Source organism: Ferrovum sp. JA12 (assembly GCF_001431705.1).
GTDB lineage: Bacteria > Pseudomonadota > Gammaproteobacteria > Burkholderiales > Ferrovaceae > PN-J185.
In genome coordinates this window covers 767,700-788,662 of sequence record NZ_LJWX01000002.1, presented here as the reverse complement: position 1 = coordinate 788,662, position 20,963 = coordinate 767,700, and the positions used below count along the sequence as shown (strand labels likewise).

Annotated in this window: 16 protein-coding genes; 10 read left to right on the top strand and 6 right to left on the bottom strand. The window is 35.8% G+C overall.

Annotated elements, in window-relative coordinates; genetic code table 11:
- Nucleotides 1–11: 11 nt before the first annotated feature.
- The gene (locus FERRO_RS10540; RefSeq protein WP_082601261.1) at nt 12–224 is read right to left on the bottom strand and encodes a GDCCVxC domain-containing (seleno)protein; all 213 of its coding nucleotides are present in this window, start codon (nt 222–224) and stop codon (nt 12–14) included.
- An 18-nt stretch (nt 225–242) separates the two neighbouring features.
- Nucleotides 243–1,109: an S-methyl-5'-thioadenosine phosphorylase gene (gene mtnP, locus FERRO_RS08780; protein ID WP_056930475.1), complete on the bottom strand. Its 867-nt coding sequence runs from the start codon at nt 1,107–1,109 to the stop codon at nt 243–245.
- A gap of 204 nt (nt 1,110–1,313) precedes the next feature.
- Between mtnP and arsS the strand changes: the two genes are divergently transcribed.
- The 8 genes from arsS (at nt 1,314) to FERRO_RS08740 (ending at nt 9,821) form a co-directional block, all read left to right on the top strand.
- Nucleotides 1,314–2,288, top strand: coding sequence for an arsenosugar biosynthesis radical SAM (seleno)protein ArsS (gene arsS, locus FERRO_RS08775; RefSeq protein WP_056930474.1), 975 nt, complete (start codon nt 1,314–1,316; stop codon nt 2,286–2,288).
- Between the two features lie 11 nt (nt 2,289–2,299).
- Nucleotides 2,300–4,453 (top strand): FAD-dependent oxidoreductase, encoded by a 2,154-nt coding sequence (locus FERRO_RS08770; protein ID WP_056930473.1) that lies wholly within the window; start codon nt 2,300–2,302, stop codon nt 4,451–4,453.
- A 1-nt stretch (nt 4,454) separates the two neighbouring features.
- Entirely contained in the window at nt 4,455–5,258 is an 804-nt protein-coding gene (locus FERRO_RS08765; RefSeq protein ID WP_056930472.1) for a DUF547 domain-containing protein, read from the top strand.
- Nucleotides 5,259–5,261: 3 nt separating this feature from the next.
- The gene (locus FERRO_RS08760; RefSeq protein WP_056930471.1) at nt 5,262–5,939 is read left to right on the top strand and encodes a TIGR04283 family arsenosugar biosynthesis glycosyltransferase; all 678 of its coding nucleotides are present in this window, start codon (nt 5,262–5,264) and stop codon (nt 5,937–5,939) included.
- Nucleotides 5,936–6,565: a TIGR04282 family arsenosugar biosynthesis glycosyltransferase gene (locus tag FERRO_RS08755; protein WP_056930470.1), complete on the top strand. Its 630-nt coding sequence runs from the start codon at nt 5,936–5,938 to the stop codon at nt 6,563–6,565. Before FERRO_RS08760 ends, FERRO_RS08755 begins: the two co-directional genes overlap by 4 nt.
- Nucleotides 6,558–7,277, top strand: a complete 720-nt coding sequence (locus tag FERRO_RS08750) for a DUF3047 domain-containing protein (protein ID WP_056930469.1) — start codon at nt 6,558–6,560, stop codon at nt 7,275–7,277. Before FERRO_RS08755 ends, FERRO_RS08750 begins: the two co-directional genes overlap by 8 nt.
- A gap of 73 nt (nt 7,278–7,350) precedes the next feature.
- On the top strand, nt 7,351–8,385 hold the full coding sequence (locus tag FERRO_RS08745) for a methyltransferase domain-containing protein (RefSeq protein ID WP_056930468.1): 1,035 nt from the start codon (nt 7,351–7,353) through the stop codon (nt 8,383–8,385).
- A 356-nt stretch (nt 8,386–8,741) separates the two neighbouring features.
- Nucleotides 8,742–9,821, top strand: a complete 1,080-nt coding sequence (locus FERRO_RS08740; RefSeq protein ID WP_056930467.1) for an inorganic phosphate transporter — start codon at nt 8,742–8,744, stop codon at nt 9,819–9,821.
- 8 nt (nt 9,822–9,829) lie between these two features.
- Here FERRO_RS08740 and FERRO_RS08735 read toward each other — a convergent pair whose 3' ends face one another.
- The gene (locus tag FERRO_RS08735; RefSeq protein WP_056930661.1) at nt 9,830–10,735 is read right to left on the bottom strand and encodes a LysR family transcriptional regulator; all 906 of its coding nucleotides are present in this window, start codon (nt 10,733–10,735) and stop codon (nt 9,830–9,832) included.
- A 113-nt stretch (nt 10,736–10,848) separates the two neighbouring features.
- On the opposite strand from FERRO_RS08735, the gene metE reads away from it, so the two are divergent.
- Both metE and FERRO_RS08725 read left to right on the top strand, forming a co-directional pair.
- Nucleotides 10,849–13,140 (top strand): 5-methyltetrahydropteroyltriglutamate--homocysteine S-methyltransferase, encoded by a 2,292-nt coding sequence (metE, locus tag FERRO_RS08730; RefSeq protein ID WP_056930466.1) that lies wholly within the window; start codon nt 10,849–10,851, stop codon nt 13,138–13,140.
- 560 nt (nt 13,141–13,700) lie between these two features.
- Nucleotides 13,701–14,864: an NAD(P)H-dependent flavin oxidoreductase gene (locus FERRO_RS08725; protein ID WP_056930465.1), complete on the top strand. Its 1,164-nt coding sequence runs from the start codon at nt 13,701–13,703 to the stop codon at nt 14,862–14,864.
- Nucleotides 14,865–14,883: 19 nt separating this feature from the next.
- Here FERRO_RS08725 and pabB read toward each other — a convergent pair whose 3' ends face one another.
- From pabB to FERRO_RS08710, 3 genes are read right to left on the bottom strand one after another with little or no spacing between them, the layout of a single operon-like run.
- Entirely contained in the window at nt 14,884–16,602 is a 1,719-nt protein-coding gene (gene pabB / locus FERRO_RS08720) for an aminodeoxychorismate synthase component I (protein WP_056930464.1), read from the bottom strand.
- Nucleotides 16,603–16,634: 32 nt separating this feature from the next.
- Nucleotides 16,635–19,826 carry a PAS domain-containing hybrid sensor histidine kinase/response regulator gene (locus tag FERRO_RS08715; protein ID WP_082601260.1) on the bottom strand — a complete coding sequence of 1,064 codons (3,192 nt, stop codon included), beginning with the start codon at nt 19,824–19,826 and terminating at the stop codon, nt 16,635–16,637.
- The gene (locus FERRO_RS08710) at nt 19,807–20,916 is read right to left on the bottom strand and encodes an HD domain-containing phosphohydrolase (RefSeq protein ID WP_056930462.1); all 1,110 of its coding nucleotides are present in this window, start codon (nt 20,914–20,916) and stop codon (nt 19,807–19,809) included. The genes FERRO_RS08715 and FERRO_RS08710 overlap by 20 nt, the downstream gene beginning before the upstream one ends.
- Between the last annotated feature and the right edge of the window lie 47 nt (nt 20,917–20,963).

Sequence of the window (20,963 nt, the reverse complement as noted above, 5' to 3'; positions counted from 1 at the left end):
ATAATTAACGATTAGTTACAACATGATCGGTTTTCTTGAATGGGTGGACAAGGATGAGAGCCATAGGAGCAGTAAATGCAGCAATCTCCTTTGAGTGGTTTGAGAAGTAAATGACAGTAAGGACATTCACCAAAAAATATACAGGAATCCTGTGGCATGTTTTCTTGCCATTTATTACCACAATCTGGACAAGTTAGTGTTGAGGTTAGTATGAGTGATTTCATTATTTCCCTTTTCTGATGTTAGGAAAGTAGCACTTCAATCATGGCTCTGTTTGAGTCACTCATATGAGCAAGAGGGGTAACCAGAGAGTGATTTAAGATGGTGTGTGCTGGCGAAGAGGGTTGACTATTATTTATATTTTTAATGGCTAAGCGGATAATTTCTTTTGCGTTAAAGATATTCTTTTGAAGGTTTTCAATTGCAATGGTGACATTAACATTCTTTTCTTTAGGATGCCAGCAATCATAATCAGTGACAAAAGTTACTGAACAATAAGCTATTTGCGCTTCTAGAGAAAGTTTGGCTTCAGGCATATTTGTCATACCAATAATATCAGCTCCGATGAATCGGTAATACTCCGACTCTGCTTTGCTCGAGAAGTGCGGGCCTTCAATACAGATATAGGTTCCTGTGTGATGTAATTGAGTGGGTTTATCCTGTAAGACATCATTTATCGCTCTTTTAACTAACTCCGACAACTGATGGCAGACAGGATTAGCCATGGAAATATGAGCCACGGCCCCCTCTGTAAAAAAAGTAGTCTTTCGTGATTTTGTGAAATCTAAATACTGATCTGGGAGCACAATATCAAGAGGTTTAATATTCTCGCGTAATGAGCCGACAGCGGAAATTGATAATAAATATTTTACGCCCAAGAGTTTTAAAGCATAAATATTTGCTTGGTAGGGAACTGATGAAGGGAGTAACCGATGCCCTTTACCATGCCTTGGGAGAAAAGCAACACTCACCCCGTCCATGTCTCCCAGCACAATAGGATCTGAGGGGGTCCCAAAAGGGGTGTGAACAATAATCTCTTCACTGTTCTTAAGTTGATCAAGGTCATAGAGGCCACTGCCACCAATAATACCAATTTGAGCTTTTTTCATATTTAGTAATTAGTAAAGTAAACTTTCAATTAGTCGTATAACTGGCTTAAATATTACAAAAATCACTTTACAGTTTGGTTTATGTTTTGAAAGAACGGTTCACTAAAGCCTGTCAAATATGGGGTAGAAGCAATCCTTCGAATAAATTTCCCAATGTGTGTAATTTTATATTTAATTACACGACAAAGGGAAAAGGAGTGAATTATGCATGCTACATTACTAAAGTTATTAGAGTCAGATTTCCCAGCTATTACACGTAATACTGTCAATACTATACAGGTTAATTTAGGTTATAAATGTAATCAAACCTGTCTCCATTGCCATGTGAATGCAGGACCTAATCGAACAGAAATGATGACAGATGATGTGTTAGAGAAGGTGGTAGATCTTTTACAACATCCTACTATTACTACCATTGATTTAACGGGTGGGGCGCCAGAAATGCACCCTGGGTTTAGGAATCTTGTGACCAGGGCAAGATCGTTAGAGAAAAAAGTTATAGACAGGTGTAACCTCACTATTCTTTTTGAGGAAGATCAGCAGGACTTGGCGGACTTTTTGGCCAACAATGGGGTGGAAATTGTGGCGTCAATGCCCTGTTATAGCCCAGAGAATGTTGACCAACAACGAGGTAGTGGTGTTTTTGATAAAAGTATTGCAGCACTTCAATTACTAAATCGTCTGGGCTATGGCAAGTCTGATACGAATTTATCTCTACATTTAGTCTATAATCCTCAAGGTCCTACTCTTCCCCCTGATCAACATAAACTAGAACAAGACTATAAACGCGTTTTATTTGAGAAGTTCGGGGTGGTATTTAATCAACTCTTCACCATTACCAATATGCCCATTAAGCGATTTGGTTCTACGTTAATTAGTAAGGGTACTTTTGATAATTATTTATCTTTATTAAAAAATCACTTCAAATCAGTCAATTTAGAACATGTCATGTGTAAAAGTTTAATTAGTATTGACTGGCAAGGTCATGTATTTGACTGTGATTTTAATCAACAACTCAATATGCCGATTAAGAATAGGAATAAAGCCTTACACCTTAATGACCTTGATGTTTCAATCTTGAGTCATCACAAAATTGAAACAGCAGATCATTGCTTCGGCTGTACAGCGGGAAACGGGAGCAGTTGTGGCGGTGCACTCGGTAAATCAACTCAATCCTAAAGGCCTAACTAATGAAAAAGGTAGGGTTACTGTCAGCGATAGTACTGATAATTATTTTTTTACTAAAATTATTTCATATTACCGACTATCTAACTTTAGCTGTTCTCAATACTAATAAACTATATTTACAGCATTATGTTTCTGAGCACCAAATAAGTGCGCTAGTTGTTTATTTCTTTTCATATGTGCTTGCCACCAGTCTCTCTTTACCAGGGGCTATGATTTTAACCCTGGCTGCAGGATTCTTATTTGGCAATATATTTGGTGTGATACTGGTATCTTTTGCATCAACAATAGGAGCCACCCTAGCCATGTTGGTTTCCCGCTTTTTTTTGCGTGATTGGGTTCAATCAAAATTTTCACCATTTATGGCTAAAATTAACGAAGGAATCATCCGTGATGGTAAGTTTTATTTGCTCTCACTCCGATTGTTACCTGTGATGCCTTTTTTTGTTATCAATCTGTTAATGGGTTTAACAAATATTTCTGTTAAAACTTTTTTTGTGGTGAGTCAACTAGGCATGTTAGCAGGCACTATTGTGTATGTTAATGCAGGAACGCAGTTATCAAAAATTAAATCTTTATCAGATATATCCTCTCCTAAATTAATTCTCTCATTTATAGTGATTGCCTTATTACCCTTACTAAGTAGATGTGTGATAAATGCCTATCAACAAAAAAAAGTATATAAACCTTGGCATAAACCTCAACGCTTTGATAGAAATATGATTGTGATTGGCGCTGGGGCTGCAGGTCTTGTTACATCCTATATAAGTGCTGCAGTAAAAGCCAAAGTCACTTTGATTGAAGCAAAAAAAATGGGAGGTGATTGTCTTAATTATGGCTGTGTTCCCAGTAAGGCCTTAATCAAAAACGCCAAGATTGTCAATCACACTAAAAAATACCATGAGTTTGGTATTACAACTCAAGACATTTCTTTAAATTGGAAGACCGTATTTACTAGAATTCTCAATATCATTCAAGAAGTGGCACCCCACGATAGTGTTGATAGGTATGAGGGGATGGGTGTTGAAGTTAGACATGGATATGCAAAACTAATTGATCCATGGACAGTGGAAATCACGGGCCGCAGTGGTGAGAAAAGCTTTTTAACAGCAAAGAGTATAGTTCTAGCAACCGGAGCAAAACCTTTTGTTCCGACTATTCCTGGTATTGAGAATATCAATTATTTAACTTCAGACAGCCTGTGGGAGTATTTTGCAAACCTGGATAAGGCACCTCAAGATATTGTAGTTTTAGGGGGAGGACCCATCGGTTGCGAGCTATCTCAAGCACTGGCACGATTAGGTGTTCAGGTCACACTGGTTGAGAAGTCAACACAAATCTTAATAAGAGAAGATGAGGAAGTATCCAACTTAGCATTGCAATCTTTAATGGATTCTGGGGTAAATGTACTCACGCAATATGAAGCTATTCGTTTTGAAAAAAATCAGCAGTTTAAAAAATTATTTATTAGTTCTAGGGACACTGAAAAGGAAATTTGCTTTGATGAAGTAATTATTGCTTTAGGTCGAGAGGCTAGACTCACCGGTTATGGCCTTGAAAATCTGGGGATTGATAGCAATAGAAAAATAGTGACTAATGAGTATTTAGAAACTATTTATCCGAATATTTATGCTGCAGGGGATGTGGTGGGCTCATATCAATTTACTCATACTGCTGCCCACCAAGCTTGGTATGCAGCAGTGAATGCACTTTTTGGTCGAATAAAAAAGTTTAAAGTAGATTATTCAATTATTCCATGGGTCACATTTTTAGATCCTGAAATAGCCAGAGTCGGGCTCAATGAAAAAGAGGCAAAACAAAAAAATATTGCCTATGATGTGACCAGGTATGACATGAAAGAGCTTGATAGAGCTATTACAGAATCTGAAACCAGTGGCTTTATCAAAGTATTAACCAAACCTGGAACAGATCATATCCTAGGCGTTACTATTGTGAGTGCCCACGCCGGTGAACAACTCTCTGAGTTTGTACTGGCCATGAAACATAAGTTAGGACTTAACAAAATACTGGGAACGATTCATCCCTATCCCACATGGAATGAGGCCAACAAATATTTGGCAGGGGAGTGGAAGAGGGCTCATATTTCTCCAAATATCTTGCGTATTTTAGATAAATATCATCAATGGGGAATCAAATAATATGACTTCTATCCGTATTCTTGTAGCTCTATTCGTTATATTTACGAATACGTGCTTTGCACAGCAGAGTCACTTTAACTACTCAACGTGGAATAGTTTGTTACAGGAGAGTGTGGTCATTGTCAACGCTGGGCACGCATCAAGAGTGAATTATTCATTGCTATTGAGTAAAAAAGACAGATTAGAGGACTATTTAAAGCAAGCCGCCTTGGTTAAAGAGTCTGAGTTTAATGCATGGGATAAGAATGAGCAGTTAGCCTTTTTAATTAATCTATACAATGCGTCAACCGTCAACTTAATTTTGACCAAATATCCTGATTTGAAATCTATAAAAGATCTTGGATCTCTTTTTTCTTCCCCTTGGAAGAAGGATATCGTTCATTTATTTGGTAAAACCATATCTCTTGATGACGTGGAACATGGATTGATCAGAGGGTCGCATCGTTATAATGATCCACGTGTCCATTTTGCTGTGAACTGTGCTTCAATTGGTTGCCCAATGCTCAGAAATGAGGCCTATGATGCCATTCACCTTGATCAACAATTAGAAGATCAAGCCAGACGTTTTTTATCAGACCCATCGAGAAATCGATATCAATTAGGTATGTTAGAGGTATCTCCTATCTTTAAATGGTATAGCGATGATTTTAAATCAGGTTGGCGTGGCACCTACTCCTTAAATCAGTTTTTTGCTATATATGCGAAGGAGTTAGGTATTCCTCGACAACAAATGAATGATCTGAATAATCAAAAAGTCGAAGTGAAATTTTTAGATTATGACTGGAATTTAAATTCCGAGAACTGATCCATGACACCCTCCGTGTTAATTATTGTTCCTGTTTATAATGAAATTCAGTTGGTTCGTGATTTAGTTGAGCATTTGATTTGGATTGAATCCTTGGGTATTGATTGCTTGGTGGTAGACGGGGGAAGTTCAGATGGGACTCCGCTACTCTTGGAAAAGATGAATTACCGAGTTGTCTACTCTCAAAAGGGTAGAGCTTGTCAGATGAATACGGGGGCGTTAAACGCTAAGCAGCAACTGTTACTTTTTTTACATGCAGACACAAGGCTGACAAAGGATGCCATACAGGATTTATTGGCTCTTAATACTAACCAAGATATTTGGGGACGATTTGATGTCTGTGTGAATGGGGAAGGAGTTATATTCAAAATCATATCTTATTTTATAAACTTACGGTCTCGTTTAACGGGGATTGCCACTGGAGATCAGGGGATTTTTGTATCCACTCGACTCTTTCATGCCATTCAAGGTTTTCCCGAGCAACCCTTGATGGAAGATATTGAGTTATCTAGTCTATTAATGAAAGTTTGTCGGCCCATTTGCTTACGCTCTCAAGTTTTCACATCGGCCAGACGATGGCTGGATAATGGAATATTTAAAACCATTCTGCTTATGTGGACGCTACGATTTTTATACTGGGTTAAAGTGGATGTGAAATCAATCGCTGGATGGTATAAGTGAAAAATAAATTAGTCATCTTTGCTAAAGCGCCTATTTCTGGAATAACCAAAACGCGGTTAATCCCCTCCTTGGGTGAAGAAAAAACCACTCAATTAGCTGCTAGATTATTACAACATAACATTGATATAGCTAGTCAATGTTGGTTTATTGATACCGTTGAGCTAGTGGTAGAGCCTGCTTTTAAAGAGGAGGATTGGATCTTAATAAACGTGCCTGACTTCTTTTTAATACGTAATCAAACGAAGGGGGATCTTGGTGAGAGAATTACCAACTATTTTAAAGATGAAACGTGTAAAAATACTAAATTCATCTTAATAGGTACGGATTGTGTTGAAATAGATGTATTGATACTAAAACAAGCATTTAATCAATTAGATAAATGTGATTTGGTGATGCATCCTGCCTTTGATGGGGGATATACTTTAATTGGGTTTAAGCAGTTTCATTCAAAAATTTTCTCTAAGATTGATTGGAGTACTAATGTGGTCGCTTTTCAGACCATTACTCATGCCCTAGAGTTGGGTTATGCTGTTGAAGTCCTGAAAATGCTTCATGATATAGATGAATATCATGATTTAAAGTATTTACCGCCTACACTACGTCAACTGATTTTAAATAATGAGTAAGTACTTTTATTTGTTATTTTTCTTAGTATTCTTCATCCCTAATGCTTTAGCTGCAAGCGTTGTAGAATTACCTATTACTCCGACTCCCTCCAATCAATGGCAAATTATTCGTTTTGATCGCACCATACCACCAACACTCTTTTCTATTCGACACTGGGATGGAAAAGAAGCTTTACAAGCAGAAGCCAAGTCAAGTATGGCAGTTTATTCCAGGAATATTGATATAAATATTCAACGGACACCATATTTATGTTGGTATTGGCGAGTCAATCATGTGGTAGACGCTGCCAATATGGGTACAAAAGAGGGCGATGATTATGCAGCGCGTATTTATCTAACCTTTAGCTATAAGGATCACAAAAAAAGTTGGTTAGAAAAGATTCACTCTGATTTAACTGATTTATTTAAGAAAAACAACCCAGATATGGCTTTAAATTATGTATGGGATAATAAAAAACCCATTAACTATAGGGAATTTAGTCCCTTTGTGAGTGTGGACAGTATGATTGTGGTGGAATCTGGTAACCAAAAAAATGGTCAATGGATACTAGAAAAAAGAAATTTGTTAACAGATTTACAACAGTCTTTTAAAACTACAAATGTGATGATTCAGTCCATTGGCCTTGCTTCAGACACGGACAATACTCATTCTGAAGCTCAAGCTGGTTTTGCCGGTATTGTATTTGTTGATGATCCCAATTTATGTCATTAAAAATGTAAGAACTTAAGTTATGTATCGACTAAAGTAAATATTCAGCATTTAACTTATTGAGGTTATTCTAATTATGCATGACATCGTTAAAGACTATTATGGCAAAGAGCTCCAATCGTCCTTGGATCTCAAAACTACCGCCTGTTGTGACCCTTCAGCTGTTCCTGACTATTTGAAACCATTATTAGCCAATATTCATCCTGAGGTCTTAAGCCGTTACTATGGATGCGGACTTGTAGCTCCTGAAAAACTAAAGGGTTGCCGAGTTTTAGATTTGGGCTGTGGTACTGGACGTGATGTGTATTTATTATCACAATTAGTGGGTCCGGAAGGTGAAGTGATAGGGATTGATATGACAGAGGAGCAACTGCATCTGGCAGAATCTTATATGGATTACCATGCTGAAAAGTTTGGTTATCGTAATGTAAGCTTTGTTAGAGGATTAATAGAGAGACTGGATGAAATTGGTTTAGCCTTGAATAGTTTTGATGTGATTATTTCAAATTGTGTAATCAATTTAACGCTAGATAAGCAAGCGGTTTTATCTGGAATAATGAAGTTATTAAAAAACGGGGGGGAGTTTTATTTTTCTGATGTGTATGCAGACAGAAGAGTCCCGCATATCCTTCAACATGATCCTGTGTTGTATGGTGAATGTTTAGGAGGAGCACTGTATTGGAATGATTTTCGTCGTGTGGCCCAAAAGGCGGGCTTCATGGATCCACGCTTAGTGTCAGATCATAGTATAACGGTCACCGATCCTGTGCTGAAAAGAAAAATTGGCCCTATCCGTTTTTTCTCTGCCACCTATCGCTTATTTAACATTAATGAACTGGAGGATGCTTGCGAAAATCATGGCCAAGCGGTCATATTTAAAGGGTCTATTGACACCTCTCCTGACATTTTTGTTTTGGATAAGCATCATAGTATCGAGCGAAATAAAATTTTTCCTGTATGTGGAAATACCTACCGTATGTTAAGGGACTCTCGTTTTAGCGAGGATTTTGAATTTTTAGGCACTTTTGATAATCATTTTGGCATATTTGAAGGATGTGGAAGCGATTTACCCTTTAATGATGCATCAGTTAAAGAAAATAGTTGCTGTTAACCTTAGCCCCCCTTCAAAGCCTGAATCTTGGCTATTGCTATGGTAAAAATGACAACTCTCAGAAACGTCATTTCGTCAGAATCTTGCTTAAGGAGTATGAAACAATCATGGATACCTTCGGTATTTGTCCTCTTCATTAAGCCCTGAATAAAGAGTTTTTTCATAATCCGGTATAACACAGTCACATAGTGAAAGTTGATCTGTTTAAATCTTTATTTGTTATGTGGTGCTGAAGGTTGAACTACTTGACGTGACTTATCCTGATGGCACCTCCAAAAAATGACTTATTGACTAGTTGAGTAATATTTTTTAATCCACAACGACTAATTCAATTATGTCTCGTTTAAGGATGGATTATGTGGATTGTCATGGGTTTAGTGGTTGCGTTGTTGGTGGCAACTTTTAATGGGGCTAATGATAACTTTAAAGGTTTTGCTACAATCTGGGGGGCGGATATTCTGTCCTTTAAGCAGTCACTTTTTTTGAGTACTCTAGCAACTGTTTTAGGTGGACTATTATCAATCTATTTGGCAGGTAATTTACTCTCTGTATTTAGTGGAAAAGAAATTATTACTGTTGATCGATTTGTTCAGGTTAACCTATTGCTCTCTGTGTCACTAGGTGCATTAATTACCTTAATTTTGGCAACACTCATGGGCTTTCCTATTTCCACTACTCATGCATTATTAGGAGGACTAATTGGCGCTGGGTTGGGGATTCCCCAAGCTGAATTACACTGGCATAAGATAAGCACCCTATTCATACTACCTCTATTATTTAGTCCATTTGTTTCGGCACTGACAGTCTTTTTATTTAATAAATCTACAAGTAAAAATAAGTCCACGGCAGCCTGTGTCTGTCTTGTCAATGAGTTAGAACATATTGCAATGGGTGACGCTGCCGCTCTTACTTCGTCTAATATTAAGTCAATCAAACCAAGGATTTTGTACTCCAATACAGGATGTGCAAATAAGCAGTTGGTTGATTACTTACATCTCACTTCTGCATTTTTGATTTCCTTTTCCCGTGGCGTTAATGACACCCCTAAACTGGCTAGCTTACTCCTTATTATTCCTTTTTTAACCAATAGATTATCGATAATGTTAGTGGTGTTAATGATGGCTATTGGCGGTTATCTCTATTCAAAAAAAGTGGCTACCACAATGAGTAAAAAAATAACCCCTATCAATCATGTTAATGGTATCAAAGCCAACCTGACCACAGCATTTCTGGTACTGATAGCAAGTCATTTTGGTTTGCCCGTATCAACCACACACGTGGCAGTAGGATCCATTACAGGAATTGCCTTAACAGAGAATAACAGTATAAATAAACAAATGATTTATCAAATTCTGATGTCATGGATTCTGACATTACCCGTATCCATGACAATCGCCTACTTAGCAGTACATATACTCAATAGTTGGACTGTTTAGACAATCAATTATGTATGATGTGGATTGGTAAATTGTTGTGCAACACGAACAAAGTCTGATAGGTAGTCAATGTCACGATCCGTATCGCGAAATCCAATATGAATTTGTTTTGCAATGCCTCTTGGTCCTAATTTCACAGGTAATACATCAAATTTCTCTCTTTGTTCTTCCACTAACCAGCGAGGCAATGAGGCGACGCCTCTGCCACTTGCCACCATTTGCAACATAATATCTGTGGTCTCGATCAGTTTATGATTTTTAGGCGTAATACCACAGGGGGTTAAGAATAGATTAAAAATATCTAATCTTTCTACGGATACGGGATAGGTGATCAGGTTTTCTTCTTGTAATTGTTTAGGTTTTATATAAGTTAGGTCTTTAAATGGATGGTTTGAATTAACTACTAATACTTGTTCATAGTCAAATACGGGTACAAAAGTTAAACCGTTTTTAAAAAGGGGATCTGGTGTAACAAGTATATCAATTTCATAACCAAACAAAGCTCCAATTCCTCCGAATTGAAACTTTTGTTTAACATCCACATCCACAGCAGGCCAGGCTTTTAGATAGGGCGAGACAATTTTTAATAACCATTGATAGCAGGGATGACATTCCATTCCAATTCTTAAGCTCCCCCTTTCACCCTGGGCAAACTCTTTCAGGCGGTTTTCGGCATGAATCAATTGGGGTAATAGGCGATTAGCTACCGCTAGAAGATACTCTCCTGCCTGGGTTAGTTTTAATTTTCTGCCCTCCCGATACCATATTGGAATGGTTAAATGATCTTCGAGTTTTCTGATAGTGTGACTTAATGCCGATTGGGTTAAGTGAAGCTGATCTGCTGCTGCCGTTAATGATCCGAATTGTTCAACAGCACGTAAAATTTCTAAGTGACTGCGCTCAAGATAACTCATTGCATACCTTATTGATGAATAAAAGTAATTGATATGTGAGATAATACCATTTTTATTCATTTATAAAACCACCTATTATTTGTCTTTTCAATTTATTGCTAAGGTAAATATTCATGGTTACTACTCATAATTTAGGTTTTCCACGTATTGGAAGGAACAGGGAACTCAAATTTGCTCTTGAGTCCTATTGGAAAGGCCAAACTTCACTTAAGGAATTACATCAATCAGGAGTTGCTCTACGTCAACAACATTGGCAACTTCAGTCACATCTAGATTACGTACCAGTGGGAGAGTTTAGCTTTTACGATCATGTTTTGGATATGAGTTTTACGTTGGGCAATCTGCCAGAACGAATACAGCATTTTCATGGTGAAAAATTAGATAACTACTTTAGAGCAGCAAGAGGGCGATCTGTAAATCTTGCTACAGAGCATGCTCAATGTTGTGGAGGAGTCGCTGCCGGAGAAATGACCAAATGGTTTGATACAAATTATCATTATATTGTTCCTGAGTTTACTCAAGCGACAGAGTTTAACCTGGATCCATCAAGACTGATCGATCAAATTAACGAAGCACGTCAAGAGGGAGTTAATGGGAAACCGGTAATCATTGGTCCAGTGACATATCTTGCCTTAGGAAAATCAAAAGACGGTATTGATACACTGCAATTGTTACCACAACTTTTAATAGCTTATCAAGAATTACTAAAGGTTCTCGCTTACAATAAGGTGGAATGGGTACAAATTGATGAGCCGATTCTGGTGACGGAATTATCTTCAGATTGGCAACAGGCATTGGTCACGGCATATCAGTCTTTTAGTAGTATTCCCGTTAAATTATTGCTTACAACTTATTTTGGTCAATTGGCTGAAAATATTTCCATTATCTCTAAGTTACCTGTGGCCGGTATTCATATCGATGCAATCAATGGATTTAACGATATTCAAATATTGCTTAAATATTTATCCTCACAACAAGTGTTATCTATCGGTATTATTGATGGAAGAAATATTTGGAAGACAGATTTTGATTCACTACTGAATTGGCTTGAGCCAATAGCTAAGGAATTAGGCGAAAGACTATGGATAGCTCCATCCTCCTCTTTACTTCATGTTCCTGTAGACTTGGATAATGAAAAGTCATTAGACAATGAAATCGTCACTTGGCTCTCCTTTGCTACACAAAAGCTCAAGGAGTTAAGCATCATCGCACAGGCACTTAATGCTGGACGTGAGAGTGTTAAAGAGGAGTTGCTAAATAATAAAGCGGCTATGGATTCTCGAGCTAACTCAACAAGAGTTAATAATATTCTGGTGAGAGAAAAGCTTAATACTTTAAATGCTAATGCTGGCCACCGTCAGTCTCCTTATGAAAAAAGACAAATTTTACAAAAAGCTCTGTTGCAATTACCAGAGTTTCCCACTACCACCATTGGTTCATTTCCACAAACCAATACCATTCGTCAAGTAAGGAAAATGTATAAGTTTGGCGATATGAGCAAAGCTGACTATACTCAAGCCATGTTTGATGAAATAACACATTGTGTTCGTGAACAAGAGAATTTAGGGCTTGATGTGCTAGTGCATGGTGAAGCAGAAAGAAATGATATGGTTGAATACTTTGGTGAGCAGTTAAATGGATATATATTTAGTCAATTTGGCTGGGTTCAATCCTATGGATCCCGCTGCGTCAAACCGCCTATTTTATACGGTGATATAGATAGACCCTATCCCATGACCGTTGATTGGATTAAATATGCTCAGTCCATTACAGCAAAACCGATGAAAGGTATGTTAACGGGTCCTGTTACTATGTTAAATTGGTCTTTTGTCAGAAATGATCAACCAAGATCTCTAACCTGTAAACAACTTGCGTTGGCTATAAGAGACGAGGTCTTAGATTTAGAAAAAGCGGGTATTAGTGTCATTCAAATTGATGAAGCGGCTCTTCGCGAGGGCCTACCTTTAAGAAAGTCACAATGGCAAGATTATCTTAATTGGGCAGTAGAGTGCTATCGTATAAGTGCCAATGACGTCAAGGATGAGACACAAATTCACACTCATATGTGTTATTCAGAATTTAATGACATTATTGAGGCAATCGCTGGTATGGATGCCGATGTCATTACTATCGAAACCTCAAGATCAGATATGGAATTATTAGATGTTTTTGAGCACTTTAATTATCCCAACGAAATTGGCCCTGGTGTGTACGATATTCATTCACCAAACATTCCCACCGTTGAACAAATTGTTAACTTAATGAATAAAGCGACAGAGCGTATTTCTCGTGAGCGTTTATGGGTCAATCCTGATTGTGGTCTAAAAACTCGTCAGTGGTCTGAAGTAACTCCAGCATTGATAAACATGGTGGCAGCAGCTAAACTCTTAAGGCAACAAAATTAATAGGTCTATTTATTAACATTATTTTCAAAGTATAACAGAATGGGACAGATGCCCCATTCTGTTGACCATACCATTTAATATTTTCTGATTATTTAACGCCAGTAGTGATAAGAATATTTTTTTTAATATTAGAAGAAGTCGACAATGTACTGAGTAAGACAAAATAGCTGTATGAAAGGCTTAATAATATGATGATCAAATTTATAGTGAATCAGAAAAGTGAATAAATAACCTTGTCTTTAATTATCATTAATATCCAGACATGCAGTGTGTTCTATATCAATTTCTATCGCCCATAGCGATTCTTTAATGACGGATTTCATAGTCAATCGTAACGAAAGCACACAGACCAAAGATGCTTTTTCGAGTTTTGAATTAGTTTATGATAGGACTATATAAAAGTTAACGTATATTGTAGGAATCAATTTCTTGTATTGATTGTTTTTTGAACAAACTTATTCTTTAATATAATTTCCTTTAGTAAATAATATTGATATTAATCAATATGTATAGTTATGTATCCTTTTAATATGTACATCTATATTACTCAAAGGTGGATTATGCTAACTTCTTCCTTACCTCTATTTTCCTTTAAGGGTAAACAACTCTTACCTATTGTTCAAGGCGGAATGGGAGTTGGTGTTTCTGCTCATAAGCTGGCAGGTACCGTTGCTAATTGTGGTGCAATTGGAACCATTGCCAGTATTGATTTGAGACATCACCATGAGGATTTGGAAATGAAAGGCTGTCATGATCCTCAGTTATTAAATAAAATGAATTTAATAGCTCTAGATAGAGAAATAAAAGAGGCAATTAAATTAGCAAAAGGAAACGGTTTCATTGCTGTAAATGTCATGAAAGCCGTGACCGATCATGTTGCCTTGACGAGACAATCCTGTGAAAGTGGTGCCCAAGCAATTGTGATGGGTGCTGGTTTACCCTTGGATTTGCCAGAAATGACAGAGGGATACCCAGATGTTGCATTGATACCCATTCTCTCCGATGCCAGAGGAATAACTTTACTATTAAAGAAATGGATGCGAAAAAATCGATTGCCTGATGCCATTATTATCGAACATCCTAAATATGCTGGAGGTCATCTGGGTGCAGCAAATTCATCACAGGTTGAGGACCCTAGATTTGAATTCATCAATGTGATAATTGAGACGAAACAAGTATTTAAAGAGTTTGGTATCAAGGATTCTGATATTCCCCTTATACCAGCCGGAGGTATTAATACCTATAAGAAAATACAAGATCTAATTAATTTGGGAGCCAGTGCCGTTCAGATTGGGACTCCTTTTGCGGTAACAGAAGAAGGTGATGCTCACCCAAATTTTAAACAAGTCTTACTGGAAGCTACTCATCAGGATATTACTACTTTTATGAGTGTGGCAGGATTACCAGCACGAGGAGTGCTTACTCCATGGCTAAAGAAATATTTGTTAAAAGAAGAAAAAATGAAATCTACCGTTAAAGTAGGCGGTAGAAAGTGTGCCGCTGGATTAAGTTGTTTATTGCATTGCGGTTTAAGAGATGGGAACTCTAAAACAGGTCAATTCTGTATTGATATTCATTTAGTCGCCGCACTGAAGGGTGACCTTAAAAAAGGATTGTTTTTTAGGGGAGCTAATGCATTACCATTTGGTAAAGAAATTAAACCAGTAAGAGAACTATTGGATTATCTATTAACAGGTGAGGTTAAGGATGTTTTAGCTAATTAGTATTTATTAATGATAAACATTAATTGAGATCAAGTTTGACCTTTACCCAACCTCTTAGTGAATTGATTAACCAAATATTACTTGCATTGATTACTTCCTCGCGGTGCAGGATTCTCTCATGAATAATATTGTTTTCTAGAAGATATTTACGTAAAACGCCAGGTAAAAGACCAGATGTTTGCGGCGGAGTATAGAGTAATTTATCGAGCTCCACCACAATATTTCCTTTAGAAAATTCTGTAACTTCGTCCCGCTCATTGCATAAAATGATATCAAACAAATGAAGATTTTCTTTACTAAATTGTTGATCATATATTGATCTATCCGTGGTCTTATGGTTAATCCTAAAATCATTAGAGGAAATGGGGGTAGAGGCAAAATTTACTATACCCAATTCAAATTCTGTGGGTAAAGGATACAACTCCCATCGGGCAGTACCATTTCGATGATATATAAATTTGCCGCGAAAAGAAGAATCCGCAATGGTTGGATAAAGTAGATTAATACTGTTGTAGTGATCTTCGTCGGGTAAAACAAAGTTTAAATATTGAGCGGACTGTCTTAATCTCGCAAAATGTTGATTCCAGAAAAAACATTTACCGTGATGTAAATAGACTGTCTCAAAAAGAGAGTATGGCTTTTCTTGGCTTAAGAAATTAATTTTATTGCGAATTTCTTGGTACTCATCCAAAGGCTCTGAATCCCAAGTTACTCCACTTCCAACTCCGTAGGTGAGTTGATTATTTTTTTTATTATGTACTATTGTTCTGATGGCGACGTTAAATACGTTCTTTTGCTCTGGTGCCAAGTATCCAATGGCACCGCAGTAGGGTCCTCTGGGTTGATCTTCCATGCGTTTAATGATCTCCATGACCTTTTTTTTGGGAGCTCCGGTAATAGAACCACAGGGAAAGAGGGCGTTAATAGTGTCTTTAAAGGTAATATGGGGCTCTAATTTTCCACTAATAGTACTCGTCATTTGCAGAATATCCAGATAGGATTCCACAGCAAATAACTCACTGGTTTTAACGCTACCCTTGCGAGATATCTTAGATAAATCATTTCTCAATAAATCTACAATCATGAGATTTTCTGATTGATCTTTGACGGATTCTTCAAGTGATTTTTTTTGTTTTTCTAAAGAATCATCAGGATGAAAAGGTTTTGTCCCTTTCATAGGTTTTGTATGAATATGAGTCCCTTGTTGAAAAAAGAATAGTTCTGGTGAAAATGAAAGAATAGTGAAATCCTGATGCTCTATGTAAGCGCTATAACTTGCAGCCTGACAGTCTGTTAAATGTTCGAATAAGTCAAATGTATGACCTTGTAACAACCGGCTTTCTGCTCTGATTGTGTAGTTAAGCTGATAACAATCTCCATTCTTAATATGTTTTTTTATGGTATTGATTTTGTCCGTATATTTATCGATACCCTCGGATAATCTCCATGGGTCAACTTGAAAAGATTGGAATGAATTTGACCATGGTTTAATTAGTAATGGCGCACTGTATACCCCGAATAAAAGTAAATAATCTGTTAATGCATTGTCGTAGGATAAGAATCCCACTACAAAATTACCCTTTAATTGTTCTTGTTCAATTGTCAGTAGGCAATGTTGAATATCTGATTCTTGTGTTGCTTGAATAATTTTTTTTGGTTGTGTAAAAAAAAGTCTTTGAACAGAATTCTTATTAATCGGGAAATCAACAGTTATATTTAGCAAAATATCATTGGGCATTGAGAAAATTACTTTTTTTATTATTAATGGTTTTAATTTAGTTTATTACGAATAATTTCATTGGCTTTTTCAAAATCAAAATTCTCTACATTTTTAACAAACGAGTCATATTTGTCACGTAATAACAATTGGAATGTATTTTTATGTTGTTCAATAAACTGACTAAGACCAAAGTCTCCTTGGTCAATCATTTTATAGCATTGAGATAAAATATCTTTAAATTCATCACCAACGATTTTTGTATCAGATTTATCGTCAAGATCCTGTTCGTTTTCTTGAGAGAGAGAAATGGTTTTTTTTACAGATATCCATTTATTTAGTTTGTCCCAAAGTTTTTCTGGATTAACGGGCTTGGGTACATAATCATTAATACCAATTGACAGATACATTTTAATGTCCTCTTCCAAGAGATTTGCAGTCACAGCAATAATAGGTGTAGTATTAAATTCTGGACTATTTCTAATTATTTTTGTGGTTGCAACCCCATCCAACACTGGCATTTGAATATCCATAAGAATTATATCAAACTGTTTTTTATTGATTAACTCTAATCCTTCTTTTCCATTATTAGCAATCGTAACATGTACACCTATCATCCTTAGAAAATTAGTAGTGATTTCCTGATTGAGGGGATTGTCTTCAATTAAAATTATATTTTTATTATTTAATTGATAATACTGGCTTAAAAATTGATCCGTATATTCTTTATAGTTATCCTCATCGGCAAAGTTTTCAGTATATAAATTAATGATAGTATCAAAGAGTGAGGAGGATGAAATGGGTTTTGTTAAAACTGCAGTGACACCTATACTTATGGCTTTTTCACGAATATCCGTGTGGCCAAAACCGGTAATAATGATCAATTTGGGAGTATGTTTAAAGTTAATTTTTTGAATATGGCTAATGGTTTCTAATCCATCCATCTCTGGCATTTTCCAATCCACTAAAATCACATCGAAATGATTATTTTGTTCAAGATTTTGACTAATGATTTCTATTGCTTTTGTACCTGAAGTCACACAGGTGGGTTGGAAAGAAAGAGAAACTAGCATTCTATATAATACTTCAAGAGTTTCTGTATTATCATCAACAACCAGTATTTTTTTACCAGAGATATTTGGATTTTTTATTTTCTTTATACTTTTATTCTCAGGTTTTCTAAATTTTGCGGTAAACCAAAAGGTGGACCCTTGATTTAAGGTTGAATCCACTCCTACCGAACCACCCATTAATTCGGCTAGATTCTTACATATGGCTAGTCCTAATCCCGTACCACCATATTTTCTTGTAATGGAACCATCTCCCTGTTGGAAACTGTTAAATAATTGATTAATTTGTTCCTTAGATAAACCAATACCTGTATCTTTTACAGCAAAATACAGTTCTACTTCAGTCGGTGTCTCACTGAGAACTTTACCGATTAATACGACTTGTCCTTGTTCAGTAAATTTTATTGCATTAGTTATATAATTAATGAGTATTTGTTTGAGTCGTGTTGGATCGCCAATTAAAATGTGGGGTATATTTAAATCTATGTCAAAAATCAGTTCTATTTCTTTTTCATCTGCCTTTTGCTGAGTTAAAGTTAATATATTATCTAATATTTTTTCATATTCAAATTCGATATGTTCTAGGATCAATTTCCCTGATTCAATTTTTGAAAAATCAAGAGTATCATTGATTAAATTTAAAAGATGTTCATTCGACATTTGAATTTTATCGATTAATTTCTTTTGATGCGTATCTAAAATTGTTCTTTTGAGTAAATGAGTCAGGCCAATAATAGTATTCATAGGTGTTCTTATTTCATGGCTCATGTTAGACAAGAAGTTTGATTTCAATAAACTAATTTGTTCTGCTGCTTCCTTAGCGTCATTGATGCGATCTATATGTCTATTCGCTTCTGTAACATCTTCAATAATAACAATTAATTTTTTTGAATTCTCCATATACTTTGTACTGACTCGGCCAATAAATTGATCACCGTTTTTCATTATGACTGGCAGGTCTACTGTTGTAGTGTTTTCGCTTCTTATAGAATTTGTGATGATTTCATTATATTTCTTAGGATCTTTGGTATTGGTAAATATAATATTAATAGATTTCTTGATAAGCTCTATTTCTTGATAGCCTAATTTTTTTCTTAACCAATCATTTATTTGTAAGATGGTTCCATTTTCGTTTATAAGTAGAATACCTGTTGGAGTATTATTGAAGATGTGTTTATTCTGAAATAAAGTTTCATTGAGCTTTGATTGCTTGTTAATTATATTGTGTACAATAAAATATAAAAAAATTAATAAAGGGATGTTGATCAAATAGATGATTCTAAGTGTATTATTTATTCCTGCTAAAGCTTCACTGGTTGGAATTTCCGTTATTAGATACCAGTTTGTATCAGGTATTTCTGTATAGGAATAAATAACCTGGTTACCCATATAGTTAATACCTATATTATCATCTTCAGTGGGGTTGATTTCCTCTCTGGCAATTTTCGCACTAACCGTATCTCTGTTAATGGGTAAATTAAATAGTATGGCTTTATTCTTAACGCCCTTCAGATTACTGCCGAACTCTACTTTATCTTTATTTTTTCTGACTAAAAATGTTTCACCAAGACTCTTTTCGTAGGGCCATTGATTTAATATGGGATATAAATAACTAACAGGATGAGTTCGAAGAACCAACAAGTAAGTTTGATGATTTTGTTTGTTTTGACAATCTAAGGCAATGTACCAATCTAAGTGGATATTATTTTCAAAGTCTCGATATAAATCACTTCTTAAAATACCATTACTCTTGATTACTTCTTTAATATCATGAATATTTGCTCCTTGTAGATCGATATCATTTCCACTTTGTTGTATGAGTGTTAAATTTTTATCTAGTAAAAACAAACTATTATAATTATAAGCATCCTTCGAAATATTTAAGTATTCTTTAATTTGTTTATCATTTCTCAATACCGTGTTACTGTTGATGTCAGTAATATCTCTACATACATGAGCAATAAAATTTGTTTTTTTTAGAACTACAGCATTTTCATCTCTCTCGTTTAGCCAACTGCTGATAAGTTGAGATTTTAATTGTGTAATGGTGTCAATGTTTTTATGATAAGTCACAATGACTTTTGAAGTTTGTACTTTTTTATAAAAAAAAGTAAAAATAGGCAATAAGCTAATTATGGCTGCACTGATTAAAAAATTATCTAGTTTTTTCATCATGCATTAAATTTTTAATTTCGACAAATTTAGGGTGTATTCTTTTGAAAGCTTCAATAATATCCGGATCAAAATGCGTTCCTGATCCATCAATAATTAATTTTGTTGTTTCATCATCGGAGAAAGATGGCTTATAGACTCTTTTGTTGATTAACGCGTCATAGACATCGGCAACAGCCATTAATCTTGAAGCAAGAGGGATAGCCTCTCCCTTTAATTGTTTAGGATATCCTGACCCATCCCATTTCTCGTGATGATTCCCTGCGATGTCGATGGCAATTTCAAAAAATTTTACTGCCAATTTGTCTTCAATATCCTTTATCGCATTCCAAATAGCATTTGCACCAATTTCCGCGTGAGTTTTCATGATTACCCACTCCTCAGCATTTAATTTACTTGGCTTATGCAGTATTTCATCTGGAATGCCAACTTTACCAATATCATGCAGTGGTGCTGCTTCTGTGATTAATTCAATATATTCTTCTGTTAATTGATGTTTGTATTTTTCTGTCTTAGCCAATTCACGAGCTAGTTCATTAATATAATTTTGAGTGCGTAAAATATGGTTGCCGGTTTCGTTATCCTTTGATTCGGCCACATTAGCCAGTGCACGGATGGCTGTTTTTTTTATAATTTTATTATGTTCAATTGCTTTAGCAATTTCAATGGTTAACCATTTGTTCTGATCGTCTAAGATTTCTCTCGCTTGTTTTAATTCAAGATGGTTTTTTATTCTCGTTAAAGTGATTTCTGGATTAATAGGTTTGTAAATGTAGTCTACTGCGCCCAAGCGCAATCCTTGTGATTCATTGTCTGCTGATGTTAATGCTGTTAAGAAAATCACGGGAATATTTTTTGTGATGACATCAGCTTTAAGTCGTTTAATCACTTCAAACCCATCCATCTCTGGCATCATAATATCCAGTAAAATTAAATCAGGTACGGGTGGATTTATTGCGAGTTTTAGGGCCTTACTGCCATTGTTAGCTATTTTGATATGATAAAATGGACAAAGAAGCGCTCCTAAAACAGTTATATTATCTGGTGTGTCATCCACAATGAGCAGGGTTTGAGATTTATTATTTGATGGCATATTTTTGCTTTATGTGATTGAGAGAGTTTTTGTTAATTGTCTAGTTT